A 22,365-nucleotide genomic window follows, 5' to 3' on the forward strand; every position below is an offset into this window, starting at 1 on the left:
GCCTAACATCCAGCCCTGCCAAGCCATGCAGAGAGAAATGAGGAAATGTCCCCGTGGTGAAGACTACAGACATCACCCTTGGCATCATCGCCAAGGACCTGAAAAAGTCGCCCAGCGAAGCACTCGTGATAGGCATCAGCCAGGGTCCCGACGGACCGGTGCTCCTCGCGAACCCCCTGAGCGCCAAGGTCACCGAGTTTCTGGCGGCCTCGTTGGAACTTCTCGGCATCACCGGCGCAGCCGACGAGATTAACCGCCTGCCGGGCATCCCGGAGACAGGGTCGGCCGTTCTCGTTCTTGCGGGTGTCGGCAAGGTCGCCGGCGGCGCCCTACTGACGGAGGAGGCGCTGCGTCGGGCCGCAGGATCAGCGGTCCGTCAGTTGGCTGGACTGTCTTCGGTAACCCTGGCATTTCCGATGGCGTCCCTTGCCGACGTCGCTGCAGTCGCGGAAGGTGCCGCACTCGGTTCCTATTCCTACACCGAGCACCGCTCCAGCAAGGACGGCCTCAAAGATCCGGTCGGCAAGGTCCTGATCCACACGGCCATTGATGGCAAAGACATTCAGCCCGTCCTTGACCGGGCGCTGCTGGTCGGACGCGCAGTCAACACCACCCGGACCTTGGTCAACCAGCCGCCCAGCCACCTCTACCCGGAGTCCTTCGCCGACGCTGCCAAGGAACTTTCCAAGGGCCTTCCAGTCAAGGTGACGGTCTGGGATGAAAAGCGCCTCGAAAAGGACGGCTTCGGCGGCATCCTTGGCGTCGGCAAGGGCTCCACCCGCCAGCCGCGCCTCGTCAAGGTGGAGTACGCGCCTGCCAAAGCCACCAAAATGATCGCACTGGTCGGCAAGGGCATCACCTTCGACACCGGCGGCATCTCCATCAAGCCGGCCCTGGGCATGGGTGACATGAAGAGCGACATGGCCGGTGCCGCCGTCATCCTCAACACCGTCCTGGCTGTCGCAGAACTCGGACTCCCGGTCAAGTTAACGGCCTGGCTGTGCATTGCGGAGAACATGCCCTCGGGAGCTGCCCAGCGACCCGCCGACGTCCTGACGATGTTCGGCGGCAAGACGGTTGAAGTCCTGAACACAGACGCCGAAGGCCGCCTGGTCATGGCCGACGGCCTGGCAGCGGCCAGCCTTGAACAGCCGGACGTCATCATCGACGTCGCCACGCTGACGGGCTCACAGCTGATTGCCCTGGGCGACCGCACCGCGGGCGTGATGGGCTCCGATTCCGTCACCGGCGCCATCAAGGCCGCCGCGGACCGCGCCGGCGAGATCGTCTGGCCGATGCCGTTGCCGGAGGAACTTAGGCCCAGACTTGACTCGCAGGTCGCGGACATCGCCAACATCGGCGGACGCCACGGCGGCATGATGATCGCGGCCGTCTTCCTGCGCGAATTTGTGGGCAACGGCAAGGACGGCGAACAGATCCCGTGGGCGCACATCGACATCGCCGGACCGTCGTTTAACAACGGCAGCCCCTACGGCTACAACCACAAGCAGGGCACGGGCTGCACCGTCCGCACCCTGCTCGCGTACGTCGAAGACGTGCTCGCAGCGGGCTGAACCAGCCCCCGGTGGGGCCGGTCAAGGACCGGCCCCACCGCCCAACATGACTCTGGCCACGAGAGCCCCACCGCCAGGTGGAACCCACACTGCTGAACGGCGATGGACACGGCAAAGAAAAACGAGTCGGAGCCTGAAACGCTGGTGACACAGCCGGCGGCCGACCGGGCCGCTCGTCTTGGGCACGGCGGCGACATCAGCCAACGGATCTAAATCAATCGCCCCGGCCTGGTACGAGGGTCATTTCCGGCTTAGGGGGAGGATCGGTTTGTGGTCGCCGATGCTCGCCTGCGCCGACATCCCTTAAACCCGACCGGCGGCTGGAGGCCTGAGCGGCTTCGGAACTTAAGCGCTTGGGTTTTTCTACAGCTTTCTGGTTTTTTTCCGTCTTATTCACCAGTGAATCGAGACGGCATGCGCGAAAGGATGGGGTCAGAGGTGGCTTACCACGGCAGTGGGCGGCATCTTCTTTACCAAATCACCATCACGCCGCGAGCATGGTGGTTCCTGTAGGCCCGCGACGTGAGGACTCTTGTGAAACGCTCTATCAAACTCTCCGACTTCGCGCAGATGGGTGTTCCATCGGCTCCTGCCTCACTGAGGGCAGCGTCCGCTACCGCTACCGCTGCGGCTCCTGTGTCTCTGGACACCGACTATTGGCAGCACCGCCTGGAAACTCTAATTGCCAAGCACGGGGCGCCGGGCGCCGTGTTTGGGATACTGCGCACGGGCACCGCCATTCCGGGGCGGGGCGCGGAAGAACGTTGCGTCGTGGCCGCCGGTGTCACTAATATTCGCACAGGCCAAAGCGTCACCACCGACACCTTGTTTCAACTCGGTTCGATCAGCAAGACGTGGACCACAACCCTGGCAATGCAACTGGTGGCCGAAGGCAAATTGGATCTGGATGCCCCCGTACGTGATGTGTTGCCGGACTTCAAGCTCGCCGACGAATCCGCTGCGGCGACGATCACCATGCGGCACATCCTCACGCACACCAGTGGTATTGACGGGGACCTCTTCACCGATACCGGCCGCGGTGATGACTGCGTGGAAAAATATGTGGCGACCTTGTCCACGGCTGCGCAAATCTTCGCCCCTGGACTGACATGGTCCTACTGCAACACCGGGTTCGTAATTGCGGGGCGGGTGGTAGAAGTTCTACGCGGCATGTCCTGGGACGCAGCAGTGGCAATGCACATCTGTGCTCCTTTGGATCTGAAGGCGACCACCACCTTGCCGGAGCAAACCGCGCTACACAGTTTCGCCGTAGGACATAAGGGACTGGGCGAAGCAAGCCAGGTGACGGACGTTTTCTTGTTTCCGCGCAGTGTTGGCCCAGCCGGATTGGTCACTGCTTCCACGGACGACGCCCTCACGTATGCGCGCTCCTTCCTGCCCGGAGGGACGGCGCTAATGCCTGCGGCACAGTGTTCGGAAATGCTCCGCGGACAGATCCGCATGTCACATGCCACCACTTTGGCCGACGAATGGGCTCTCGGCTGGTGCCTGCAGGATTGGGGCGGAGTACCAACCATCAACCACGATGGCGCAACGCTGGGTCAAAAGGCGTACCTTCGACTATTCCCGGAACAAGGCATGGCTTTGTCCCTGTCCGCCAACGGAGGKCGGGCGGACAGCATCCATCGGGAATTGTTTGCCGAGGCGGCACAGCTGTTCGCAGGGGCTACGATGCCGGCCGCGTTCGGCCCGGAATCTGGCGCTGATATTGGCGTTGCGGCCGGTTCCGGAAGTCGCCTCCGTGAATATGCCGGTGTCTATGAGGCGGCAGGCTTCCGGATCGTGATTGAACCGCGCACCGACGGGCCGGCCGGCGAATGGCAGGCGCGGGCTTTTGACACCAGCGGGCCCGAGATGATGGCCACCGAGCTGAAACTGGTGAGCGTTGGCAGCAAACACTTTGGGGTGCAAAGCCCGAACAACCCGGATTGGACGCGGATCAGCTTTGAGTCCACCGCAGAGAGACACTTGATGCACTTTGGCCTCCGGGCTTACCCGCAGGTCACCAGCCATAGGTGAGGGACGCGCCCAGTCTGCCGAGAGGCCTTCGGCCATGTACGTGCACAACGACGTGGGGACGGGAAACTAGCTTGCGTTTTGGTCGTTTGGCCAATGTGGGGGCCCTACGTACCCGAGATGATTGTCGAATCAACGACATGACGGAGCGGAATGACGACAATCAAATGGCAGGACGTTTCTCTGCTGGCGCACTGCGAGGAACGGTTGCCCCTGATCCTCGCCGACCTTGAACTCCTAGTCAACTGTGAGTCACCCTCATACGACTTCCAGGCGGTTGCGACGAGTGCGAACATGATCGCGGACCTCATCGAGAAACGGCTTGGTGTCCGGCCGGAAACGTTCGAGATTGCTGGCTGCCGGCATCTGCGCCTGCGATTCGGCACGCCTCGAGTGATCATCTTGACCCACCATGACACGGTGTGGCCACACGGCACCCTTAACGCGATCCCCTTCTCCATCGTGGACGGCGTGATCAGGGGCCCGGGTTGTTTCGATATGAAGCTCGGACTCGTCCAGGCAATCCACGCACTCGCCGTGTTGCGCGAACGTGGGGGAGACCGTGCCCTGGACGGTGTAAGTCTTTTGGTCACCGGCGACGAGGAGACAGGATCTACCACTTCCCGCGCCTTGATCGAGTCCGAGGCCCAAGGGTGCGCTGGAGCCTTAGTGCTGGAGGCTGCAGGCGACGGCGGCGCGCTAAAAGTCGAGCGTAAAGGCGTTTCAAACTACCGGCTGACAGTTGACGGCCGGGCGGCGCATGCCGGGTTGGAGCCGGAAAAGGGAGTGAACGCCGGCGTCGAACTGGCGCATCAGATCCTGGCCATTGAAACCCTGGCAGACGTTGCCCAAGGAACCTCCGTCACGCCAACAGCACTGCGCGCGGGCACGACCACGAACACTGTGCCAGCGCAGGCGATGATAGACGTCGACGTCCGCGTTCGCTCCCAGGCCGAACAGGACCGTGTGGACCTTGCCATGCGTTCCCTCGTTCCTATCAACCCTGCCGCGACGCTCGCTGTCACCGGCGGGGTAAACCGGCCGCCCATGGAACGCGGGAGTGCACTGGGTCTTTTTGCCAAGGCGGAGCGGATAGCAAACCGAGAGGGTCTCGGCAAAATTGCCGCGATTGGCGTCGGGGGTGCTTCAGACGGAAACTTTACTGCGGGAATCGGTGTCCCAACCCTTGACGGCCTCGGTGCCGTCGGCGGCGGTGCACATGCCCGCAGCGAGCACGCGCTGGCCGGCATGATCACGACGAGGACGGCACTGGTCACCGCCCTCGTCGAGGAATTGCGTGTATCGGATCCAGCTAGCGCCTGTTGAAGACCGCCATCTGGCTGCGCATGTCGCTGTCGGCCAGTTCATGGCTGACGTTGATCAGTCCGAGCACCTCGGACACGGCCAGCACTTGGCCCCGAAAGCTCCAATTGTCTATGCGCTCAATTGCACGTCAATCCAGGCTCACTTATTTACCGCTATCGGCTTCTTGATTAATCCCACCAGAGTGCGGCCCCGTTTTGACCAGACAAAACATGCTCATTCTGCAACAGGATACGACGGGGAAAAGGTGACGAGGGGACCACTCTCAAACGTGGGATCGAATCACCCACGTACGTCATTTTACGAATCACTAAATGCGAGTGCTTTTTTGTGTAACTATTAATCGTTTGAGAACTATTTATCATTAGGAGAACCGCCAAATTGACTAACGACTTTTCAACCCAGTACGAAGCGCCTACCAAGAACCCAATCCTCAGCATTCTCGGTCTGGTCTGTGGAACGCTTGGCTTCTTGACCGGCCTCGTTCCTGTGCTCGGACTCATCTTCTCAATTGCCGGACTAATTTTGAGTCTGAAGGGCCGTGAGAAGGAGCCTGCAGGGACTACTTTTGTCCTTATCGGTGTGATCCTGGCCATCATCGGTCTTATTGCAGGTGTGCTCGTTCTAATCCTGACGATCATAGCAATCGCTAATGGCGCTAAGTTGACGTCGCCCTAGATATTGACGGTAGTGCCGATGCAAAGAGGCTGCTACTAGCCGATTGAAAGTAGCTCGCTAGTGTCTTTCCTGTAGTTGACTCTTAAGGGGGTTGGGTTACAGCAATGGGGGCATGAGCTGGAATTCGGCGCCTGCAACGGGCTGAAGGACTCTCGCTTCGAGAGACCCCTGGGAAGCTTGATAGTGCCCGGAAAGTGGTCGATCAGGCCTTAGCCAATAATGTATCCACCGCCTCCACGCTGAAGAAGTACACGGACTTGGGTTGTGGATTCAAAGAACGCGAGCCGGGGCACAGGCCGCTTCCTCGCAGTACCAGCTGTACTTGTCACCGAGAAGCTCCACAGCTCTGGCAACAGGGATAGCTCGGATCCGCTGGAACCGTCGTTCCTTGTGACGGGTCGCCGCAACACCACAACTGGGGCGCCCCGCCGGCTGGTCGGTTTCGATAATGACCCGGCACCGGCTGTATGCCAGAAGCCTGACAGACATGTCGCGGTAGTCGGGCAGTTTGAAGATGCTGGTGGCAGCGTCAGCCCCCATCCCGGTCGACTCAGTCCAGGCTCGTGGCCCTGTTCCTTCTTGAATGCTAGACACATTCATTCCGGCAGGGCCACGGGCCACTTCTTTATCTACGACACGTACTCAATTTCCGGCCAATACTAAGCGGCCCTGGGAAGCACGATGCTGCCAGCAGGCAGACAGCCAACGCGCGGAACGGGAAGCGGTTGAAGACGGGCCCACGGAGGCGAAGGGAACGGTGGAGATCGAGGTCACTACGGACCGTGAGGGCATGACTCACTTTGTGTTGTCGCCAAGCGTCAGCGCCGTCTGAAGGGTGTTGACGAGATGGACCTTGCGCTTTATGCCACGGGTCCGACGACCGGAGGAACGGTGTCCATCTGGATGAAATATACGGGGCCAGGGATTCGAAGGAGACCAGTAGCCGGTTCACCGTAGCTGCGGCCGAGGTCCTTCGGGTCGACGGGCAGGTACGGGACCTGCCAGGTGTAGTCGGCGACGTCTTTGCCGGCGGCGGCGTCTTTTTCGAGGGCTTCCAGGCCCTTCTTGATGGCGTCCTGGTGCGAACCGGAGAACGCGGTGAAGACGAGGTCCCCGCCGTACGGTACGCGCTCGGCGACCGGGAGCTGGTTGCAGTACTCCACCGTGCGGCGGATTTCGTCGATGTTGGAGAAGTCGATCATGGGATCGATGCCCTGGACGAACATGTTCAGGGCCAGGGTCACCAGGTCCACGTTGCCGGTCCGCTCGCCGTTGCCGAAGAGGCAGCCCTCGATCCGGTCCGCGCCGGCCAGGTAGCCGAGCTCGGCGGCGGCGACGCCGGTGCCGCGGTCGTTGTGCGGGTGCAGGGAGAGGATGATGCCTTCGCGCGGGTGCAGGTTCCGGCTCATCCACTCAATGGAGTCGGCGTAGACGTTGGGGGTGGCCATTTCCACCGTGGCGGCCAGGTTGATGATGACCTGCCGGTCCGCGGACGCTTCGAAGACGTCGGCGATCGCGTTGCAGACCCGTACGGCGTAGTCCAGTTCGGTTCCGGTGAAGGACTCGGGCGAGTATTCGTAGGTGATGTGGGTGTCGACGAGGGTTTCCTCGTACTTCTTGCACAGCCGGGCGCCCTGCAGGGCGATGTCCAGGATGCCGTCTTCGTCCTGGTTGAACACGACGCGGCGCTGCAGGACGGACGTGGAGTTGTAGAGGTGGACGATGGCCTGCTTCGCGCCGACCAGGGACTCGTAGGTCCGCTCGATCAGGTGTTCACGGGCCTGGGTCAGCACCTGGATCGTGACGTCGTCGGGGATGTGGTTGCCCTCGATCAGCTGCCGGACGAAGTCGAAGTCCGTCTGCGACGCCGAGGGGAAGCCGACCTCGATCTCCTTGTAGCCCATCCGGACCAGCAGGTCGAACATCTTCAGCTTGCGGGCCGGGCTCATGGGATCGATGAGGGCCTGGTTGCCGTCGCGCAGGTCCACGGCACACCAGCGCGGGGCCTTCGTGATGAGCTTGTCCGGCCAGGTGCGGTCCGGCAGTTCAACGGTGATCTGGTCCTGGAACGGGATGTAACGGTGGACCGGCATTCCTGAGGGCTTCTGTGCGTTTCGCATTACTATCGGGGCCTTTTCTGTGATTCTTGGTGAAAGGGTGGCGGGTCGGCGAGGACCACCAAATCCACAGCGGTCAATTGAGAGAGACCGTTTTTGCAATCCGAGGGTTGGGAGAAGACTTCGGGATACCGGCCGCCGGCCTCATTGATTCCGTTGGCACAGAAGCGACCCGGCGCGCGACCTGGTCAAGCCAGCCACTCCCGGTTCATCAATACCTGCACTTACGAGTTCGTTGCCAGATGTTGCTCCGGACTGCCGCACGATTGAGGCACATCCGATCGCCAGACCGTGTGCATGGCAATATCGAGAAGTTTCCGCTCGCCCAAATCCGTGACCACCCAGACGATCCCGTGTTCCGGAAAAGGCACATCAACCCACCCGCGCCGGACTTCACCGGTTTCGTGAACCAGCAAAATGATTGGGTGCCCTGGCGCAAGCAACAGGAAGGCATCGACTTCACATCTCGTGAGAGAGTCTTTGGATCCACTTCGTCCCGCCGCGAAGCTGGCAGCGGCCTTCCGCAATGAGCAGCCAACTCGGCCGTCCGCAGGACACGCGCCCTGCATCAAGCTGACGGCCGTCTCGCCGACGATACTGCCGTCACCTTGGTTCATCGAAGGGCGAGCCCCAGCTTTCCCGTATCGTGCCCGGTGGCAGCTCGGCGTCCAGCCGAGCCTCGTAGCGGCCTGGGGCGAGCCGCGTTACCGAGATGCCGACTCGTTCGGTCATGGCTGCGGGCTTCAGGAGACGCACGGCCCTGTCCAGTGCGGCATCTAGTTCCGCCCGTGTTTGAACGGCTACTAGTAGCCGATCGGGCGCTGCTTGAATGGTCATAAATCCCTACTCTCATGACGGGAATGATTTCCCCGTGATCGTTGTCAGCCGCGCTGACGGCGTGCACCCATTGCCCGGCTCTGTGCAGGGCAATGGGGCCAGAACCGCCGAAAGCACCCTAGCGGTGGGTCATGTCGTCGATCCCGCGAAGATAGGACTTGCCTATGTAGGCTGCGAACCGTTCTTACAGGGGATACCTGCGCGGGCATCCGTCAGGGTTAGTCCGAACAAAGTGACGATGGGTGAGGCTGCCCGGTGTGGGCTTGACCAGGCTGGTCGGCGGCACCGATGGCAACCCGCCCCGGACGCTCCGGCCGGGGCCGCTGCCATCCGGAACGTGGTTCGATCTCTTCGTCGCCCACTCTTCGGGCAATGGCAGCTCGCTTCGATAGCAAGCACCGTCCGGCGTCCTAGGTAATGCCGGCAGTTCCGTGTGGCCGGGTCATTTGCATCAACCCCTGAGTTTCCGGGCGCACCCGACGTTCTCCGGTGCCAGGAGCTAGAGCCAAGAGATCCTGGGCCAGACCGACAGAGCCGGGGTGGGCTGCCTAGAGGGTATGTGATCCCGGGGCTTTGGCTACTGTTCTGTTCATGGCTGCCATCACGGCGGGCTGTCCGTGGAGGAGCCGGGGCGGTCCAGGACGCGGACAGGTCCAGCAGTCCTCGGCCCGGGGGATCAAACAGACGGGATCCATGGCCTTCAAGTACTTGCAGGGGAAAGAACCGCAGTCCTTTGATGCCCGGGATCACGCGCGCGTCCCGCGAATACAAAATGGTCACGGGGAGACCTTCTCAACGTCAATCGGGCCCACTGTCGTTCGGGTGTGATTCTTTCCGAACGAGGGAAGATCAAGCTCTGTGGTGAGTGCGGCGCCCACCTTCGCCGCAATGCCGGAGGCTGCGATCGCGAGCACCAGGCCAAGAACGCACCAGTAGAGTCCCAGGAGCGGGGCTGCGTCTGCGCTGCTCGCGTCCTTCACGTTGAACCACAACACGATGGCAATCACCGCGGCGCCCAGTCCGGGCAACGTCACGCCCAAGAACCTGCCTCTGCCCCTGTGGATGGTGTCGAATTTCCTGTTCCCGGTGAACCACATGGCGGCGATTTCGACCATGAAATAGGCGACCATGAGGCACACAGCACCGGCCACTGCGAAGAGGAAATATGTGTCGATAGCCGGGTTGTTGGTGCCCATGACCGGCCAACCCGTGAGGGCACAGATCAGTCCGGCCGCCAGCGCAATGGCGACCACGAGAATCGTGGCACGGCGGGGAGCGTTTGTCTGCTTGTCCAGGACGCGAAGTGCCCCGGGGCCGAAACCATCACGTGTGAAGGCGAAGATCATGCGGGCCGCCGTGGCCGAAGTGGCCACATGGCAGCCGAAGGCCGCACAGATCCCGGTAAAGATAATGATGAGGCTGAACGCTGTCCCGATGTACTGGTGTCCCAGATCGCCGAGAGTGTTCCCCGATGTTTGCATGCGGGCCAGACCGGCTTCGTCCGTACCAAAGCCGATGGTCTGCGCGAACATAGCGACAACGAAGAGCACACCGGTGAGGATCAGCGTTCCGCCGAGGGCTCTGGGGATGTTGCGTTTGGGATTGTCCGTTTCCTCGCCGAGGGACGCACAGGCTTCGAAGCCTGCCCAAGAAAGGAACGCGGCGACGACGCCAGCCAGCACCTGGTCGAGGTTAACACTGTCGAAGCTGAAGACGCTGACGTCCAACCCAGTCGTTGGCGCGCCGCCCTTGGCGAAGATAACGACTGCAAGGATCACCGAAGCGATGATGCCGACGCCTTCAATGATCAGAAGGATTTTGGCGATCAGGGATGCTTCGCGTCCTGCGAGCACGAGTGAAATGGCGGCACCAACGGCGAGGATGATGGGCAACGGAACCTGGAACGCCTCCGGAGAGCCGCTCTGCAGTTGGCCCAGGAAGGAGTTAACAAAGGCGCCGGTCAGCGCCAGTGTTCCGACGGAAAACCCGACATAGGCCCCCAGCATGGCGAATCCTGAAAAGAATCCGGCGCGTGGACCGATGGTTCCGCCCACGAGCGCATAGGCGGAACCAGAATGATTGAGGTGTCGGGTTAGCCGTACGAAACCGTATGCCACTAGGGAAACAGAGCCCAGCCCGATCAGGAAGACCAGGGGTACTGATTTTCCCACTACGCCGATCAGGCCCTGGCCGTTACCGGACATCGCCAGCGTGGGTCCTACGGTCGCCAGAGATACAGCTAGCGCTGCCCACAACGGGAGTTTGCGTTTCGGCGTTTGCGTCGGTGCCGAGGAAGTTGACATGGTCTCTCCTAGGAGGTCATACACATATGAGGGTGGGCCGGCGGAGCCCGGCAGCACCGTGGCGGTCCGGAAACGCAGGGCTCGCCGGCGCAGTCCTTTGCGGGACACGCGGATCGCTCGAAGCGATCAATACTTGCAGCGGTAGAGACGGCGTTCAGCCTGCCGTCAAGAACTCACCATCGAGCTTTCGCCATTTTCCTGTCGTGGCCGGGTCACGGGTGGACGAGGGAAACCTGCTGAAGAATCGTATTCTTCATGACCGAAATATTTAGAGGGCAGAAATCGGACGACAAGAGTCAGGGATCCCGGAATGCGGGACCGCATGCCGGCTGGATGGATCATCGGCTTTCAAGGAAATTTTCTTTCAGCGAAGCGAGTTCATCTTCAATATGCAGTTCAGTGACAGCCATGTATCCGCTTAATAGCGCATAAGCTACATCCCTGACGTGCGTATTATCCGGCGCAAAGGTTGTGGAATGCAGTCGCTCAGATTCTCCATCTGTTCCAACAAACATCATGAGCGATGGAACTTTTTCACAATAATATGAAAAATCGTCTGATCCGGCCGAACGGAGTGTGGTATTCACTGTCAAACCCAGGGACTGCAAATGAGGAATGGTCGTGCTCGCAATCCGGTGATTGTTTTCCAATACGGGTTCACCGTGCACCACAACTACCTGTCCGCGACAGCCGTGAGCCGCAGAGACCATTTCCACGACTTGCGCCAGCCTCGAAAGGACATTCTGGCGCACTGATGTCGTCATGGCTCGAATGGTCCCACGAGCCGTGGCTGATCCGGGGATGACATTGGGTGCCGAGCCGGCGCTGAGGACTGCAATGCTCAAAACTGCGGACTCCATAGGGTCTACGGTCCGGCTGATGATGCTTTGGACCGCAACTACTACGTGGGCCAAGGTGACCACCGGGTCAACTGTCAGGTGAGGATAGGCCGCATGTCCCCCTTGGCCGTCAATCGTGATCGCGAACTCGTCTGATGAAGCGTTGACCGAGCCAGCTGTGCAAGCCACGGTCCCCCTTGGCAAAAGCGGTTGAACATGAGCTCCAATGGTCGCCGTGACTTCTTCGAGGGCCATCCGATCTCCCCCGCAAATGTCTCTTCCACCGGAGGGGTATGTTTCCTCCCTGGGTTGTAGCACCAGCAGCAGCGGGAAAGCGCCAGGCGTGGCATGCACGGCTCGCGAAAGCGCGACGGCTGCTGCCAGGTGGATGTCATGTCCGCATGCGTGCATTACCCCCGCGTTTTGAGACGCCCACTCCAGGCCGGTTGCTTCTGTCGCAGGCAAAGCATCCAGTTCAGCGCGTACAGCCACGGTCGGCCCCGGACCCCCAAGCCGTACCAGTGCACCTGTTTCAGCGACTGGCACCACGACCGTGGGATCAGGCAATGCGTCGAGAACCAGTTGAAGGGTCGGACCCTCGAACCCTGACATGTCCGGAAAGCTGTGGAGTCTCTTACGGAGGTCGTACGCTCCTGGCAATTCCTGATCCAAACGATTCTTAAGCTCGTCCAAAGGCGTCTGCATCAGCGTGCCCCCTGAAGTTTATAGACTCTGTTCGCGTTTTCGCTGGCTATCATGTGCACAACACGTACTGCGTCGCTCTCGGACCAATCCCCGGAGTCCACCCATCGTTGCAGCACCTTGGTCATTCCCTGCCGCCATAGTGCAGCGCCGAGGAAATGCAACTCTGCAGGTCCCCAGGCGTCCGATGAAAACAGRATTTTGGAGAAAGGCGCCAACTCCAATGATTCGGCTATGAGGGTTTCTGATTGCACGCCGGTGTAGTTGACCCCAAGGCCGATATCGAAATACACATGCGGAAAAACCTGGGCCAAATACCCAGCTTGCCGATGATAGGGATAACAGTGCAGCAGCATTATATCAACACCCTTGGGCTCAATTAGCTTAATCCAGGGGGTAAGCAGCAGCGGATCGCAGCGGTCCAGCCGAAGATCCGGATCCCCGTATCCGGTGTGAAGCTGGATGGGCAGGCCACGATCGACTCCTGCCCAGAGAACAAACCGCAGAAGGACGGGATCTTCGACCTTCGCTGCGGCGCCATCCGCCACACCTTGCAGCCATGTCTCTGTCGCCGCTACGACTTCGTCATGGGAGGGGCGGTTCGGATCGAAATTGAATCCATATCTGTAGGCGATGATGCTCTTCACGCCTACAGCATGTGCCGTCGCCCGTGACAGCTCTTCGACGTAGGCGTCGGGAAATGCATGGGCACTCACACCGGAAGCAGCCAGCGATTCAGCCACAGTTTCCAGGCGGACCACTTCATTCACCGGCCGCGCGGAAGCCCAGCTCATGTTGTGAGGATCTAGGATCTCATCACCGCGGTAGCCGGTCTCGACCAAGAAATGCCCTATGCCGGAGCCTGTCAGCAAGCGTCGGTTGACCTCCGAAGCGCCCAGCTCCAGCCGAGCGCGCATATAGTCCGCGGCATTGGCATGTTCTGCAAGGCCCAGGACGGGCGCGCACCATCGTCGAATTGCGAAGCCAACCTGCGTATCAAACTGCGACATCCATGTGGGGATGGGCCGATCAGATTCCGTAATTAGCGTCTCGAACTCTGCTTGGGAGACGTCTGCTTTCAGAGCGCCGTGGACGTGATGGTCTACCAGCAGGGCTTCCCTGATAGCGCGGCTCAGCCTGGTTTCTGGCTTAGTAGACACTGGCAACCCTCTGAACCCTCTCGGCGTCTGTGAGGGAGGCGAGCAGCTCTCCTTCATGTCGTTTCACGGCAAGGTGCGTAGTCAAGAGGTCCGGATCGAACCAGGATGAGACGACGTGGTCGTCCTCGAGAGCCATGAGCGCGTCTTCCAAGGAAGTCGGGAGTTCAGGAACGTCTTGAAGGTCGGCTTCTTTGCAATCCTCGCTGAAGACTATCGGTAGAGGATATTCTTCGCCTCCATTAATTCCCGCGAGACCGGCGCGAATCAGGACGGCCAGAGTCAGCCACGGATTGGCTGTTGCGTCCGCGGCGCGGTACTCCAGATTAAATTGACGCTCTGGTGAAGAGCCGCCCATGGAACTGGTTGGACAAATCCGGAGGAGGGCCTCCCTGTTGCGTTCGGCGAGGAAGATGCCCCCGACGCTCCACCGGTGGGGAGCCAGCCGAAGAAATGACGTTGGACTCGGCGCAGTCCACGCCGTGAGAGCGCGTGCGTGGCGCAGGATTCCACTGCTGAACCGCGCCCCGATTTCGGCGAGTCTCCCAGGTTTGGATTCGTCGAAGAGCACCGGACGGCCCTGTTCGTCGACAAGACTGATGTGAACATGGACGCCCGTTCCAGTTCCGTCAGGATCTTGCAGAGGGGCAAAGGACGCCTCAAGCCCCCGGCGAAGCGCCAGGTCACGTACCAGTTCACGAAGGAGAACCGCCCGATCGGCGGCGACGAGAGCATCGCTCGGCTCGACGGTGATCTCGAATTGGTCCCGTCCGTATTCAGGAAGCCAGTTCTCCGGCGCCAGGCCACAAACACTGAGGAGCCGGATTAGGTCAGTGCCGAAGGGCTCAGCATCGCGGTGGCGGCGCAGCGAGAACGGCGCTGAATCTTGGAGCCCTCTGAGGACGAATTCATGCTCAAAGCTCGCCACTACACGCAGTCCTGTTGCGTCTGTGAAGTCACCCAGCGCTTTGCGCAGAAAAGTACGTGGACAACATCCCCAGTCACTTCCGTCGGGGTTCGTCTGATCAGCTAGAAAGAGCTTCATGCCGGGAGTGTCGCCGTCCGGAGGAACAGTAATTTCGGTGAATTTGTCCGGTTTCAAACGTAGATCGCCGGTTGAACCGAAGGCGCTCTTCGGCGCGATTTCATTGAAAGCGGTCAGACCAAGGTTCGCGGGCACCCAACCTAAGCCGGACCTTAGAACGGACTCATAGGCTTCGGATGGTGCACCCCTCCCGCGCACCTGTCCCGACAGGTCACAGGTGGCAACAAATATCTCTGGGTATGTCATGACAGCCTTCCGGCGTTTGAACTCAAGATTTCGACAGTGGATGGGTGAGGCATGATGCTCCAAGCCAGAGCGGAGGGCAACTGAGTCAAGTAAAATTCATTACATCAGAATAGTCAATGGAAAATTTGTAACATTCCATTCTTTTTTGCGGTCCAGGGCGGACGCCGAGCCGCGAGTCGAACGCGGGCCGGAACGGCGCCTCCCGACGAGACGCGCCGTCATCCCAACGGAGCGAGAAGGCTGTCGCTGATATGCCTCGTCGCAGCCTGCAGGTGCCACTGGCGCGTGCCCCAGTCTGCCCTGCTGGCCGGCCGACCCATCGCGGGGAGAGCCGCCTCCGGGTTGCAGACCGCGCTCGGCGGGTCGCTGGGGCTGCAGTATTTCGTCGACGTTGATGCCCACCCTGGCCTCGGGAGGCCTTGTCGATCTCGGACCCGACCAATACGCCGTCGGCGCGGCGCATCATCATGGCAGCGTCGGCCGGGCTGGCGAGGCCGCCGGCGGTGAATAGTGCGACGGAGGGCTGGCCCGTCGCGGCACCTTTCTTGGCGAGTTCGTACGGGGTCTGCAGTTCCTTGGCCACGACGGAGAGTTCGTCCTCAGGCATGGAGGCGATCTTCTTGATCTCGCCCTGAAACTGGCGCGTTGGACATGTCCCCGGTGCGGGTCAGCGTCGGTCGCCTAGTTCCTATCGGATGTTCTTACTCTTGCTGCCGTGGCGTACTCAATGGGCGCCGGATGCAGCAGCCGGCCAAGCGCAGGCGCATCCGACGTTACTCCGCGTTGTCGCCTGACTGCATCGCTTCGATTTCTATGAGACGACTGCGTGCGCTGGATCCCATGTGGGCGGCCACCGCTGCGATCAACATTTCAACCACAGCCATGGCTGATACAAACGAGTCGAAGGGGCTTGGCGCTTCAACTCTCGCAGGGATGACGACCTCCGCGACGTCGGCGGCTGGCGACATCCAAGGGTCTGTAAACAGGACCACATGCGATCCCTTTGCATTTGCCCTATTGGCGAATTCAATGACCGAGCGGTCGTAGCGTCGAAAGTCAAAGACCACCAGAACATCTCGCCGGCCGAGATCCAGAAGTGCAGACATTCTCTCGTGGCCGCCCTGAGGGACCAATTGGACATCCGGACGCATCAACACGAGATGCGTGTTCAAGTAGGAGGCCAATACACGACTGAACCGCCCGCCCAGGAGATGAACCCGGAGCCGCTTGTCTCCGAGAAGGTTTACCGCCCTCCCTAGCTCAGCTTCGGGAAGCGCGTCAAATGTACTGGCCAGGCCGTCCAAGAATACGGATGCCGACTCCGAACGGGTCCGTCCGCCGTCGACCCGTGAATCGTGGTCATCAAGGCGCTGCAGAGGAGATCCCATTTCCTCGTGAACTTCTCTTATCAACGCTTTCTGGAACGCCGCATAGCCCTCGAAACCCAAGGCAGAAGCGAAACGTAGCACCGTGGGCGCACTGACTCTTGCTCGAAGAGCGAGCTCGGCCACGGTCTCCAATCCTGCAGCGGGATACGCGGCAAGGAGCGCTCTCGCGACCTTGGTTTCGCTCGGGCTGAAGGTGCCCAATTGGGAGCGCGTGCGCTCTGCAACGGTTGCACTCAATTGCCCTGATACGGGCACCTTATGGACGGTATCCAGGCGACCCGTTGGACTGTGCGTCAATTGATCCTCCACTCCTAGCTTGCGTTGCCAATTTCCGTCGCAGGGCGGCGCTGCCGATGACAAGTTGGCGCGCACGTGGCACCTAATAAATTTTACATCTGGCGTTGATTTGATGCCGACGATACCCGCAATTACAGGTGCGACCCAAGCCGCCGCGGCGCCGATCGTGTCCACCATGTTGATGATCAGCCTACATGTAGCGCACATTACAAAATGAAAGACTGAGGCAACTGTGTAATTCATGAAACGAAGCGCTGCAGTGACTTTCGCAATTGACCACGCGATATCACTGGAGCAAGAAACTGAGCGGCACGGCGTTTCGGTGCGCGCGTTCGAAGGCGTGAGAGTGACGATTGGCAGCCGCGAGGCATCCCTGGCCGTGCTGGCGGCGGTGGACGCGTTCCTCGGGAGGTGGGGGAGCGCATGGCTCCGGCGGCTTGCCTCGCGTAGTGGCCCGCCTCACCGACTACTTAAGATCTTCCCTCGGTGGAGTTACGTGGCGCCTTGGCGGGAGCAGCAGGATCCCGGAAGGGCAGCTGCTCCCGCTTCGGTTGGTGGGTGGTGGCGGGGTGGTGTCAGGCGTGGAGGGCGGCTGCTTCTTCGAGGTTCTGGCCCTTGGTTTCGGGGGCCATGAAGAAACTGACGGCTGCGCCGAGGAGGGCGATGCCTGCGGCGATCCACATGGTGCCGGAGAGCCCGAGGTGGGTTAGGGCCAGCGGGGTTGCGAAGGTGCCGATGGCGGCGCCGATGCGGCTGGTGCCGGTGCATAGTCCGACGGCGGTTGCCCGGACTTTGGTGGGGAACAGTTCGTTGGGGTAGATCCACTCCAGGATCGACGGGCCGCCGTTGAAGATGGCGTAGAAGGCGAAGGCCAGTGCGATCAGGCCAAGGGGTGCGTTGGGGAATAAGGCCAGGAACAGCAGGCCGATGCCGGAGAGGATGAAGCCCCAGATCAGGACGGGCCGGCGGCCGAGCTTGTCCACGACGAGGAGGGCGGCGACGTTGCCGACGAGGAAGAACAGGTTGATCAGGCCGTAACCGATGTTGGCTTCGTCGCCGGACTGGAGGTTGAACAGGGCCAGAATCTGGGGTCCGAAGGCGTAGATCGAAAACAGCGTCACGATGGTGCAGGTCCAGAAGAGGGAGATGAAGATGACCCGGTGCAGGTAGCCGCCGGTCAGGACCAGTTTGAAGGCCTTGGCGGTGCTGAGCTTGGCCGCGTTGGGGTCGTGGGCGGTGATGCCGTCCAGGGTGGCGCCTTCGCCGATGGTCTTCTTCAGGATGTCCAGCGCCTCCTGGTGCCGGCCTTTGCCGACGAGCCAGTGGGGGGATTCGGGGATGGTGGCCCGTGCGATGAGGATCAGGACGGCGGGTATGGCTGAGGACAGCAGCATCCAGCGCCATCCGTCTTCGAGGGAGAGGAGCCAGTAGCCGACGAAGGCGGCGACGGTGGCGCCGACGAACCACATGGCGTTCAGGCCGCCGAGGAGGCGGGCACGCCAGTTTTTGGGCACGAATTCGGCGACCAGAGCCGTGGCGATGGGGTAGTCGGCGCCGACGGCGATGCCGATGAGCAGCCGCAGAACGAAGAGCTGCCAGGGTTCCTGAACGAAGAACTGGGCTATCGAGAACACGATGATGGCCACGAGGTCGATCGTGTACATGAGCTTGCGCCCGATCTTGTCGGTGATGTTGCCGAAGATGAGGCCGCCGAGGAAGACCCCGATCAGGGCGGAGGCGCCGATGAGGCCGTTCCACCAGTCATTCATTTGCCAGGCCGGGATGATCTGGACGAGGGCGATGCCGATGATGGCCAGGATGTATCCGTCGAGGAACGGGCCTCCTGAGCTGAAGAGGGTGAGGCGTTTGTGGAAGGAGTTCAGCGGCGCCGAGTCGATGGTCATTTGAGACGCCGGTGCTGGTGCATGGGAAAGCATGGTGGGTCCGATCTGGGAAGAGGGAAAGCGACGTTGGTAACCCAACAGATCCGTGGCCGTGGTCCGGTCAGGCTGTTACGGCTGCGACCGCATCGATCTCGATGCGTTTCTCGCCTCTGAACCGGGCAACCTGCACGGTGGTCCGGGGAGGCAGGGGGTGGCCGCTGAGCCGGGTGAGGTAGGCGGCGTTGTAGTCATCAAATTCGTCAAGGTCGGCCAGGAAGACCGTGAGTTTGAGGAGGTGGGACAGGCTGGACCCTGCTTGTTTGAGGGCTGTTTCCAGATTGTCGAAGGTCTGGGTTACCTGCCCTTCGATGTCGGCCGGGACGGTGCCGTCTTCGCGGGCCGGTATCTGGCCGCACAGGTAGAGGATGCCACCGGCTGCCGCGGAGGTGGAGTAGGGCCGCGGCTTACCGTCGGTGAACTGGGTCCGGGTGATGGCGTTCATGCGTCCGGCACCAGGTACTTCCGGGACATCTGGTACATGTTCTGCCAGTCTTTCTCCCGCATTTTGAGCGGTTTGGGCGCGATGTTGGTTGCTTCCGGGTTTGTGTGGACCGGCCCGGGTAAGGCCACGATGACGGTGCTGGCCCTGGCGGGCTGGGGGATGAGGGCCGCGATGGCCTCCGAGGCGAGCGTCTGCGTGGCCGAAGGCTGCCCGTCCCGGACGGTGAGGTGGTCAGTGGTGTATCCGTCGTCCGGTGTCGCGCCGGTATTGGCCGTGGCGATGACTATCCGGCGTTGCAGGGATGCTGTGTGCCTCAGTACCAGGTCTCTCCAGAGAAGGACCGGAATGCTGGCGTCCGATGTGCGGGTCACGGATACCTCGCCAGCCGGGGTGTCGCCGGCGAGGTCGAGGAGTTGGAGGGCGGTTCGCAGAGCCGGTTGTCCGGCCGAGTCAAGCTCGCGGAGGGTTCCGCCCACCCACGCGGCGTCCCTTACCGCTCCTGCTCGGACGGGTGTAGTCCAGTCTGCCTCCACGAGCTGTTCGAGGAGGTGGAGGCCGGCGTGTGCTTCGGCTTCGGCGCGGAGGACTGCGAGGGCCCCTTCCTGGGCTTCGAGGGGGTCGGCGCCGGCCGCGCAGAGTGCCCGGAAGGCCGCTTCTTTGATTTCGCGGGGCTGGACGGCCATGGCGCGGTCCGTCTGTTGCCCGTCGAGGGCTGGTCCGGTGGAGGTGTCAGACATGCGCGTGTTCCTCTGTTGTGTCCATGACTTGTGTGAAGAGCCGGCTCCAGTTGCCGCCCATCACGGCTGTGATGGTGTGGTCCGTGAGGCCTGCTGCTGAGAGGCCGTCGGTGAGCCGGGGAAAGTCCAGGGGGCCTTTGAACCATTCCGGCCACTGGGGCCAGGTCGGCGTGTTCCGTGGATCGGTCGGTTGCCAGCGGCCGTTGCGGAGCCAGCCGACGAATTCATGGTCCCATCCGCGGGTGCAGTCGCTGCCGATACCGACGCTCGTGGGACCATACTGGTCGACCATGCGTGCAACCATCGTGCAGAAGCTCTCGAGGGTGACGTGTTCACCGCCGCTGACGGTGGGGTAAAGGCAGCAGCCGATGACGCCGCCTCTGTCGACGAGGGGCTGGATGACGTCGTGGGGTTTGTTTCGCGGGGTGTCAAAGAACCAGAGCGGGTTGGAGTGGGTGACGGAGACCGGCCCCGAGGATGCTTCGATGGCGTCGCGGCTGGTCCGGTATCCGACATGGGAGAGGTCGATGAGCATGCCCACCCGGTTCATCTCTTCCACAATCACCCGCCCGTAGCGGGTCAGGCCGGCGTCGTCGGCTTCGAAGCACCCGCTGCCGATCAGATTTTGGTTGTTATAGGTCAGCTGGGCGATCTGGATGCCGAGCCGATGGAAGAGTTCAACGTAGCGGTAGTCGTCTTCGAAGGGGCTGGCGTTCTGGAACCCCAGGAAAACGGCGATCCTGTTTTGCTGCTTTGCTGTTTCGATGTCTGCCCCGGTTGAGGCGAGGAACACCAGGTCCGGGTTGTGGTTGACGAGGTCCAGCCACTCACCGACGGAGCGGAGGGTGTCCGCGGCGTTTTCCCAGACGGCGCAGGTCGCGTTGACCGCGCTGACGCCGCCGGTGCGCAGTTCTTCCAGGACGGGGCGGGTCCAGTTGCTGATTTGCAGCCCGTCGACGACGGTCAGCTGCTCGTGGAGGTTCATTGTTCCGCCCCTTGGGGCGCCGTGGGGAACAGCCAGTCGTCATCGTCCGTTCCGTGGTTGATGTCCACGGCCCGGGGGGCTCCGCTGAACAAGGTGACCCGTAGCCAGTCCGTGGATTGGGGGCTGAAGTTGTTCATCCCGTAGCTGGCCAGCTGGAAGCGCTGGGTGCTCAGGGGCAGGAATTCAGCGTCGATGAGATTGTCCTGCAGCTCCCCGTAGAGATAGGGCCGTGTCTGCTGGACCCGGGCGGCGGCGAAGCGGTGGCCGGGGTGTGCCAGGAGGAAGTCAGCGATGCTGCGGTGGGCCGGAAACTGCTCGAGGTCCGCGGCGAGGGCATTGATGCGGCGGGCAATGTCTGTGCAGTGCTCGGCCGTGCCTGCGGGCCTGGTTGCGCGCAGTGCGCGGCGGGGTTCTTCGTTGGCTGCGGAAGAGAACCAGTAGTAGAGCGTCCTCTCCGGATCGGTGAAGTCGTAGCCGCGCGCCCAGGCGTAGTTGGTCGCCAGCAACTGCCTCAGTTCCCTGCAGGGCATGGTCGCGTCGAACGGTGCGGTGCCGTCAACTCTGAGCAGGGACTCGGCGTCCTCGTCGAAGTCGGTACGGAGTTCAATGACGATGGAGGCAAAGATCCCTCGGGCCTCCGGGCTGAGGCTTGCGGCTCTGTCGTGCAGGTGTGCCAGGACCGGTGCGGGCTCGGTCGCGGAGGCCGTGTGGGTCTGTAGTTCTTGCAGGAGCTGCTGCAGCTGGGGCCGGATCGCATTGGTCGGGAGGAACGGGGCGGTGTGGAGTGCGTGTTTCTCTTCAAGGTGGCGGTCAGCCTTGATGAGAAGCTCCGCGACGCGGGCAAGGTCCGGATGCCCGGGTGCGTAGTCCCGGCCGAGCCCGGCAGCGAGCGGAATTTCCCGCAGCCGGCACCAGGCGTCCAGAAATTCCGGGTGGTTGATCACGAACGGGACCATACCCAGACCGGTGGCGTTGCCCAGTCCAAGGTAACGGCTCCACGCCGCGTCCAGCCGGACGGCAGTCGTGCCGGTTTCGGAGGCTTTGGCGCGGGCGACATGTTCGACCATGTCCATGCTGAGTTCACGCAGCAGCCAGGCGGTCAGCATCTGGGACCGGTACGGCACGGCGAGCGGGTGGCCGGCAGGGACGTCCGCGAATTCCTTGAGTCCGAATTTTCCGTTGCCATAGAACGCGGTGCTGCGGATCAGATATGGGCTGGGGCCGATGATGTCGACGTCGGGTTGGGACCCTGCGGCCAAACAGTCACTGACGTAGTCAAAGAAGCGTGCGCTGCGGTTCGCACGGGTCAGCACGATGGTGTCCGGATCGACACGGCCGCGCTCCTGGACGGGAACGTTGAGCCGCAGTTCAGCTTCGCGTTCCGGCGTGAGGTCGCCTTCAAGGAGGGCTGCGGTAACGTCCCAGGCATCGGCGATGACGCGGTCGGTGCGTTCGCTTTCCTCCAGCGTGCGGCAGAAAGCGATGAAGCTTAGCCTCCGGCCTTCGGCCTCCACAGTGTAGACGGCCGTGCCCCGGGCGTCCGCGTCGAGATCCAGGCGGGTCCTGGCCACAGTCCACTTCCGGGCTGCGGCGCGGCGGAGCATGGTGCGGGCAAAGCTGTGCCGGGTGGCCCAGGCGCCGTTCATGTCGGTGCCGGAGAGGACTTCCTCCGGCGAACGGAGCTCGTGTGCGGTTCGTTGGTCCTGAAGTGTCAT

At 61.7% G+C, this 22,365-nt stretch carries 16 protein-coding genes and 2 pseudogenes; 5 read left to right on the plus strand and 13 right to left on the minus strand.

Annotated elements, in window-relative coordinates; genetic code table 11:
* The first annotated feature begins 53 nt into the window (after positions 1-53).
* The 4 genes from AB4089_RS17150 to AB4089_RS17165 all read left to right on the plus strand — a co-directional run bounded on the left by AB4089_RS17150 (position 54) and on the right by AB4089_RS17165 (position 5,612).
* Positions 54-1,574: a leucyl aminopeptidase gene (locus AB4089_RS17150; RefSeq protein WP_441410477.1), complete on the plus strand. Its 1,521-nt coding sequence runs from the start codon at positions 54-56 to the stop codon at positions 1,572-1,574.
* A 636-nt stretch (positions 1,575-2,210) separates the two neighbouring features.
* Positions 2,211-3,614 carry a serine hydrolase domain-containing protein gene (locus AB4089_RS17155; RefSeq protein ID WP_441410478.1) on the plus strand — a complete coding sequence of 468 codons (1,404 nt, stop codon included), beginning with the start codon at positions 2,211-2,213 and terminating at the stop codon, positions 3,612-3,614.
* 150 nt (positions 3,615-3,764) lie between these two features.
* Positions 3,765-4,937 carry a M20 family metallopeptidase gene (locus AB4089_RS17160; RefSeq protein WP_441410479.1) on the plus strand — a complete coding sequence of 391 codons (1,173 nt, stop codon included), beginning with the start codon at positions 3,765-3,767 and terminating at the stop codon, positions 4,935-4,937.
* Between the two features lie 378 nt (positions 4,938-5,315).
* Positions 5,316-5,612, plus strand: a complete 297-nt coding sequence (locus AB4089_RS17165; RefSeq protein ID WP_441410480.1) for a hypothetical protein — start codon at positions 5,316-5,318, stop codon at positions 5,610-5,612.
* A 953-nt stretch (positions 5,613-6,565) separates the two neighbouring features.
* Here AB4089_RS17165 and AB4089_RS17170 read toward each other — a convergent pair.
* Positions 6,566-7,732, minus strand: a pseudogene (locus AB4089_RS17170) (2-isopropylmalate synthase); the annotation flags it as partial.
* Positions 7,733-8,022: 290 nt separating this feature from the next.
* Between AB4089_RS17170 and AB4089_RS17175 the strand changes: the two are divergent.
* Entirely contained in the window at positions 8,023-8,259 is a 237-nt protein-coding gene (locus AB4089_RS17175) for a hypothetical protein (protein WP_441410481.1), read from the plus strand.
* A 73-nt stretch (positions 8,260-8,332) separates the two neighbouring features.
* On the opposite strand, the gene AB4089_RS17180 is transcribed toward AB4089_RS17175, so the two are convergent.
* The 12 genes and pseudogenes from AB4089_RS17180 to AB4089_RS17235 form a co-directional block, all read right to left on the minus strand.
* The gene (locus tag AB4089_RS17180) at positions 8,333-8,461 is read right to left on the minus strand and encodes a hypothetical protein (protein ID WP_441410482.1); all 129 of its coding nucleotides are present in this window, start codon (positions 8,459-8,461) and stop codon (positions 8,333-8,335) included.
* Positions 8,462-9,342: 881 nt separating this feature from the next.
* Complete coding sequence (locus AB4089_RS17185; RefSeq protein WP_441410483.1) at positions 9,343-10,869, minus strand: APC family permease; 1,527 nt, start codon at positions 10,867-10,869, stop codon at positions 9,343-9,345.
* 338 nt (positions 10,870-11,207) lie between these two features.
* Positions 11,208-12,401, minus strand: coding sequence for a M20 metallopeptidase family protein (locus AB4089_RS17190; RefSeq protein WP_441410484.1), 1,194 nt, complete (start codon positions 12,399-12,401; stop codon positions 11,208-11,210).
* Positions 12,402-12,412: 11 nt separating this feature from the next.
* Complete coding sequence (locus AB4089_RS17195) at positions 12,413-13,570, minus strand: amidohydrolase family protein (protein ID WP_441410485.1); 1,158 nt, start codon at positions 13,568-13,570, stop codon at positions 12,413-12,415.
* Complete coding sequence (locus AB4089_RS17200; protein WP_441410486.1) at positions 13,560-14,858, minus strand: glutamine synthetase family protein; 1,299 nt, start codon at positions 14,856-14,858, stop codon at positions 13,560-13,562. The genes AB4089_RS17195 and AB4089_RS17200 overlap by 11 nt, the downstream gene beginning before the upstream one ends.
* Before the next feature lie 345 nt (positions 14,859-15,203).
* Positions 15,204-15,501: pseudogene (locus AB4089_RS17205) on the minus strand (pyridoxal 5'-phosphate synthase lyase subunit PdxS); the annotation flags it as partial.
* A gap of 130 nt (positions 15,502-15,631) precedes the next feature.
* Positions 15,632-16,786, minus strand: a complete 1,155-nt coding sequence (locus tag AB4089_RS17210; RefSeq protein WP_441410487.1) for a MurR/RpiR family transcriptional regulator — start codon at positions 16,784-16,786, stop codon at positions 15,632-15,634.
* 332 nt (positions 16,787-17,118) lie between these two features.
* Positions 17,119-18,447, minus strand: a complete 1,329-nt coding sequence (locus AB4089_RS17215; protein WP_441410488.1) for an MFS transporter — start codon at positions 18,445-18,447, stop codon at positions 17,119-17,121.
* Between the two features lie 100 nt (positions 18,448-18,547).
* Positions 18,548-18,928, minus strand: a complete 381-nt coding sequence (locus AB4089_RS17220) for a RidA family protein (protein WP_441410489.1) — start codon at positions 18,926-18,928, stop codon at positions 18,548-18,550.
* Positions 18,925-19,665 carry a hypothetical protein gene (locus AB4089_RS17225; RefSeq protein ID WP_441410490.1) on the minus strand — a complete coding sequence of 247 codons (741 nt, stop codon included), beginning with the start codon at positions 19,663-19,665 and terminating at the stop codon, positions 18,925-18,927. The genes AB4089_RS17220 and AB4089_RS17225 overlap by 4 nt, the downstream gene beginning before the upstream one ends.
* Positions 19,658-20,650: a membrane dipeptidase gene (locus tag AB4089_RS17230; protein WP_441410491.1), complete on the minus strand. Its 993-nt coding sequence runs from the start codon at positions 20,648-20,650 to the stop codon at positions 19,658-19,660. Before AB4089_RS17230 ends, AB4089_RS17225 begins: the two co-directional genes overlap by 8 nt.
* Positions 20,647-22,365 (minus strand): hypothetical protein, encoded by a 1,719-nt coding sequence (locus tag AB4089_RS17235; RefSeq protein ID WP_441410492.1) that lies wholly within the window; start codon positions 22,363-22,365, stop codon positions 20,647-20,649. Before AB4089_RS17235 ends, AB4089_RS17230 begins: the two co-directional genes overlap by 4 nt.

The sequence above is a fragment of the Arthrobacter sp. 2MCAF15 genome, assembly GCF_052115605.1.
Taxonomy (GTDB): Bacteria; Actinomycetota; Actinomycetes; order Actinomycetales; family Micrococcaceae; genus Arthrobacter.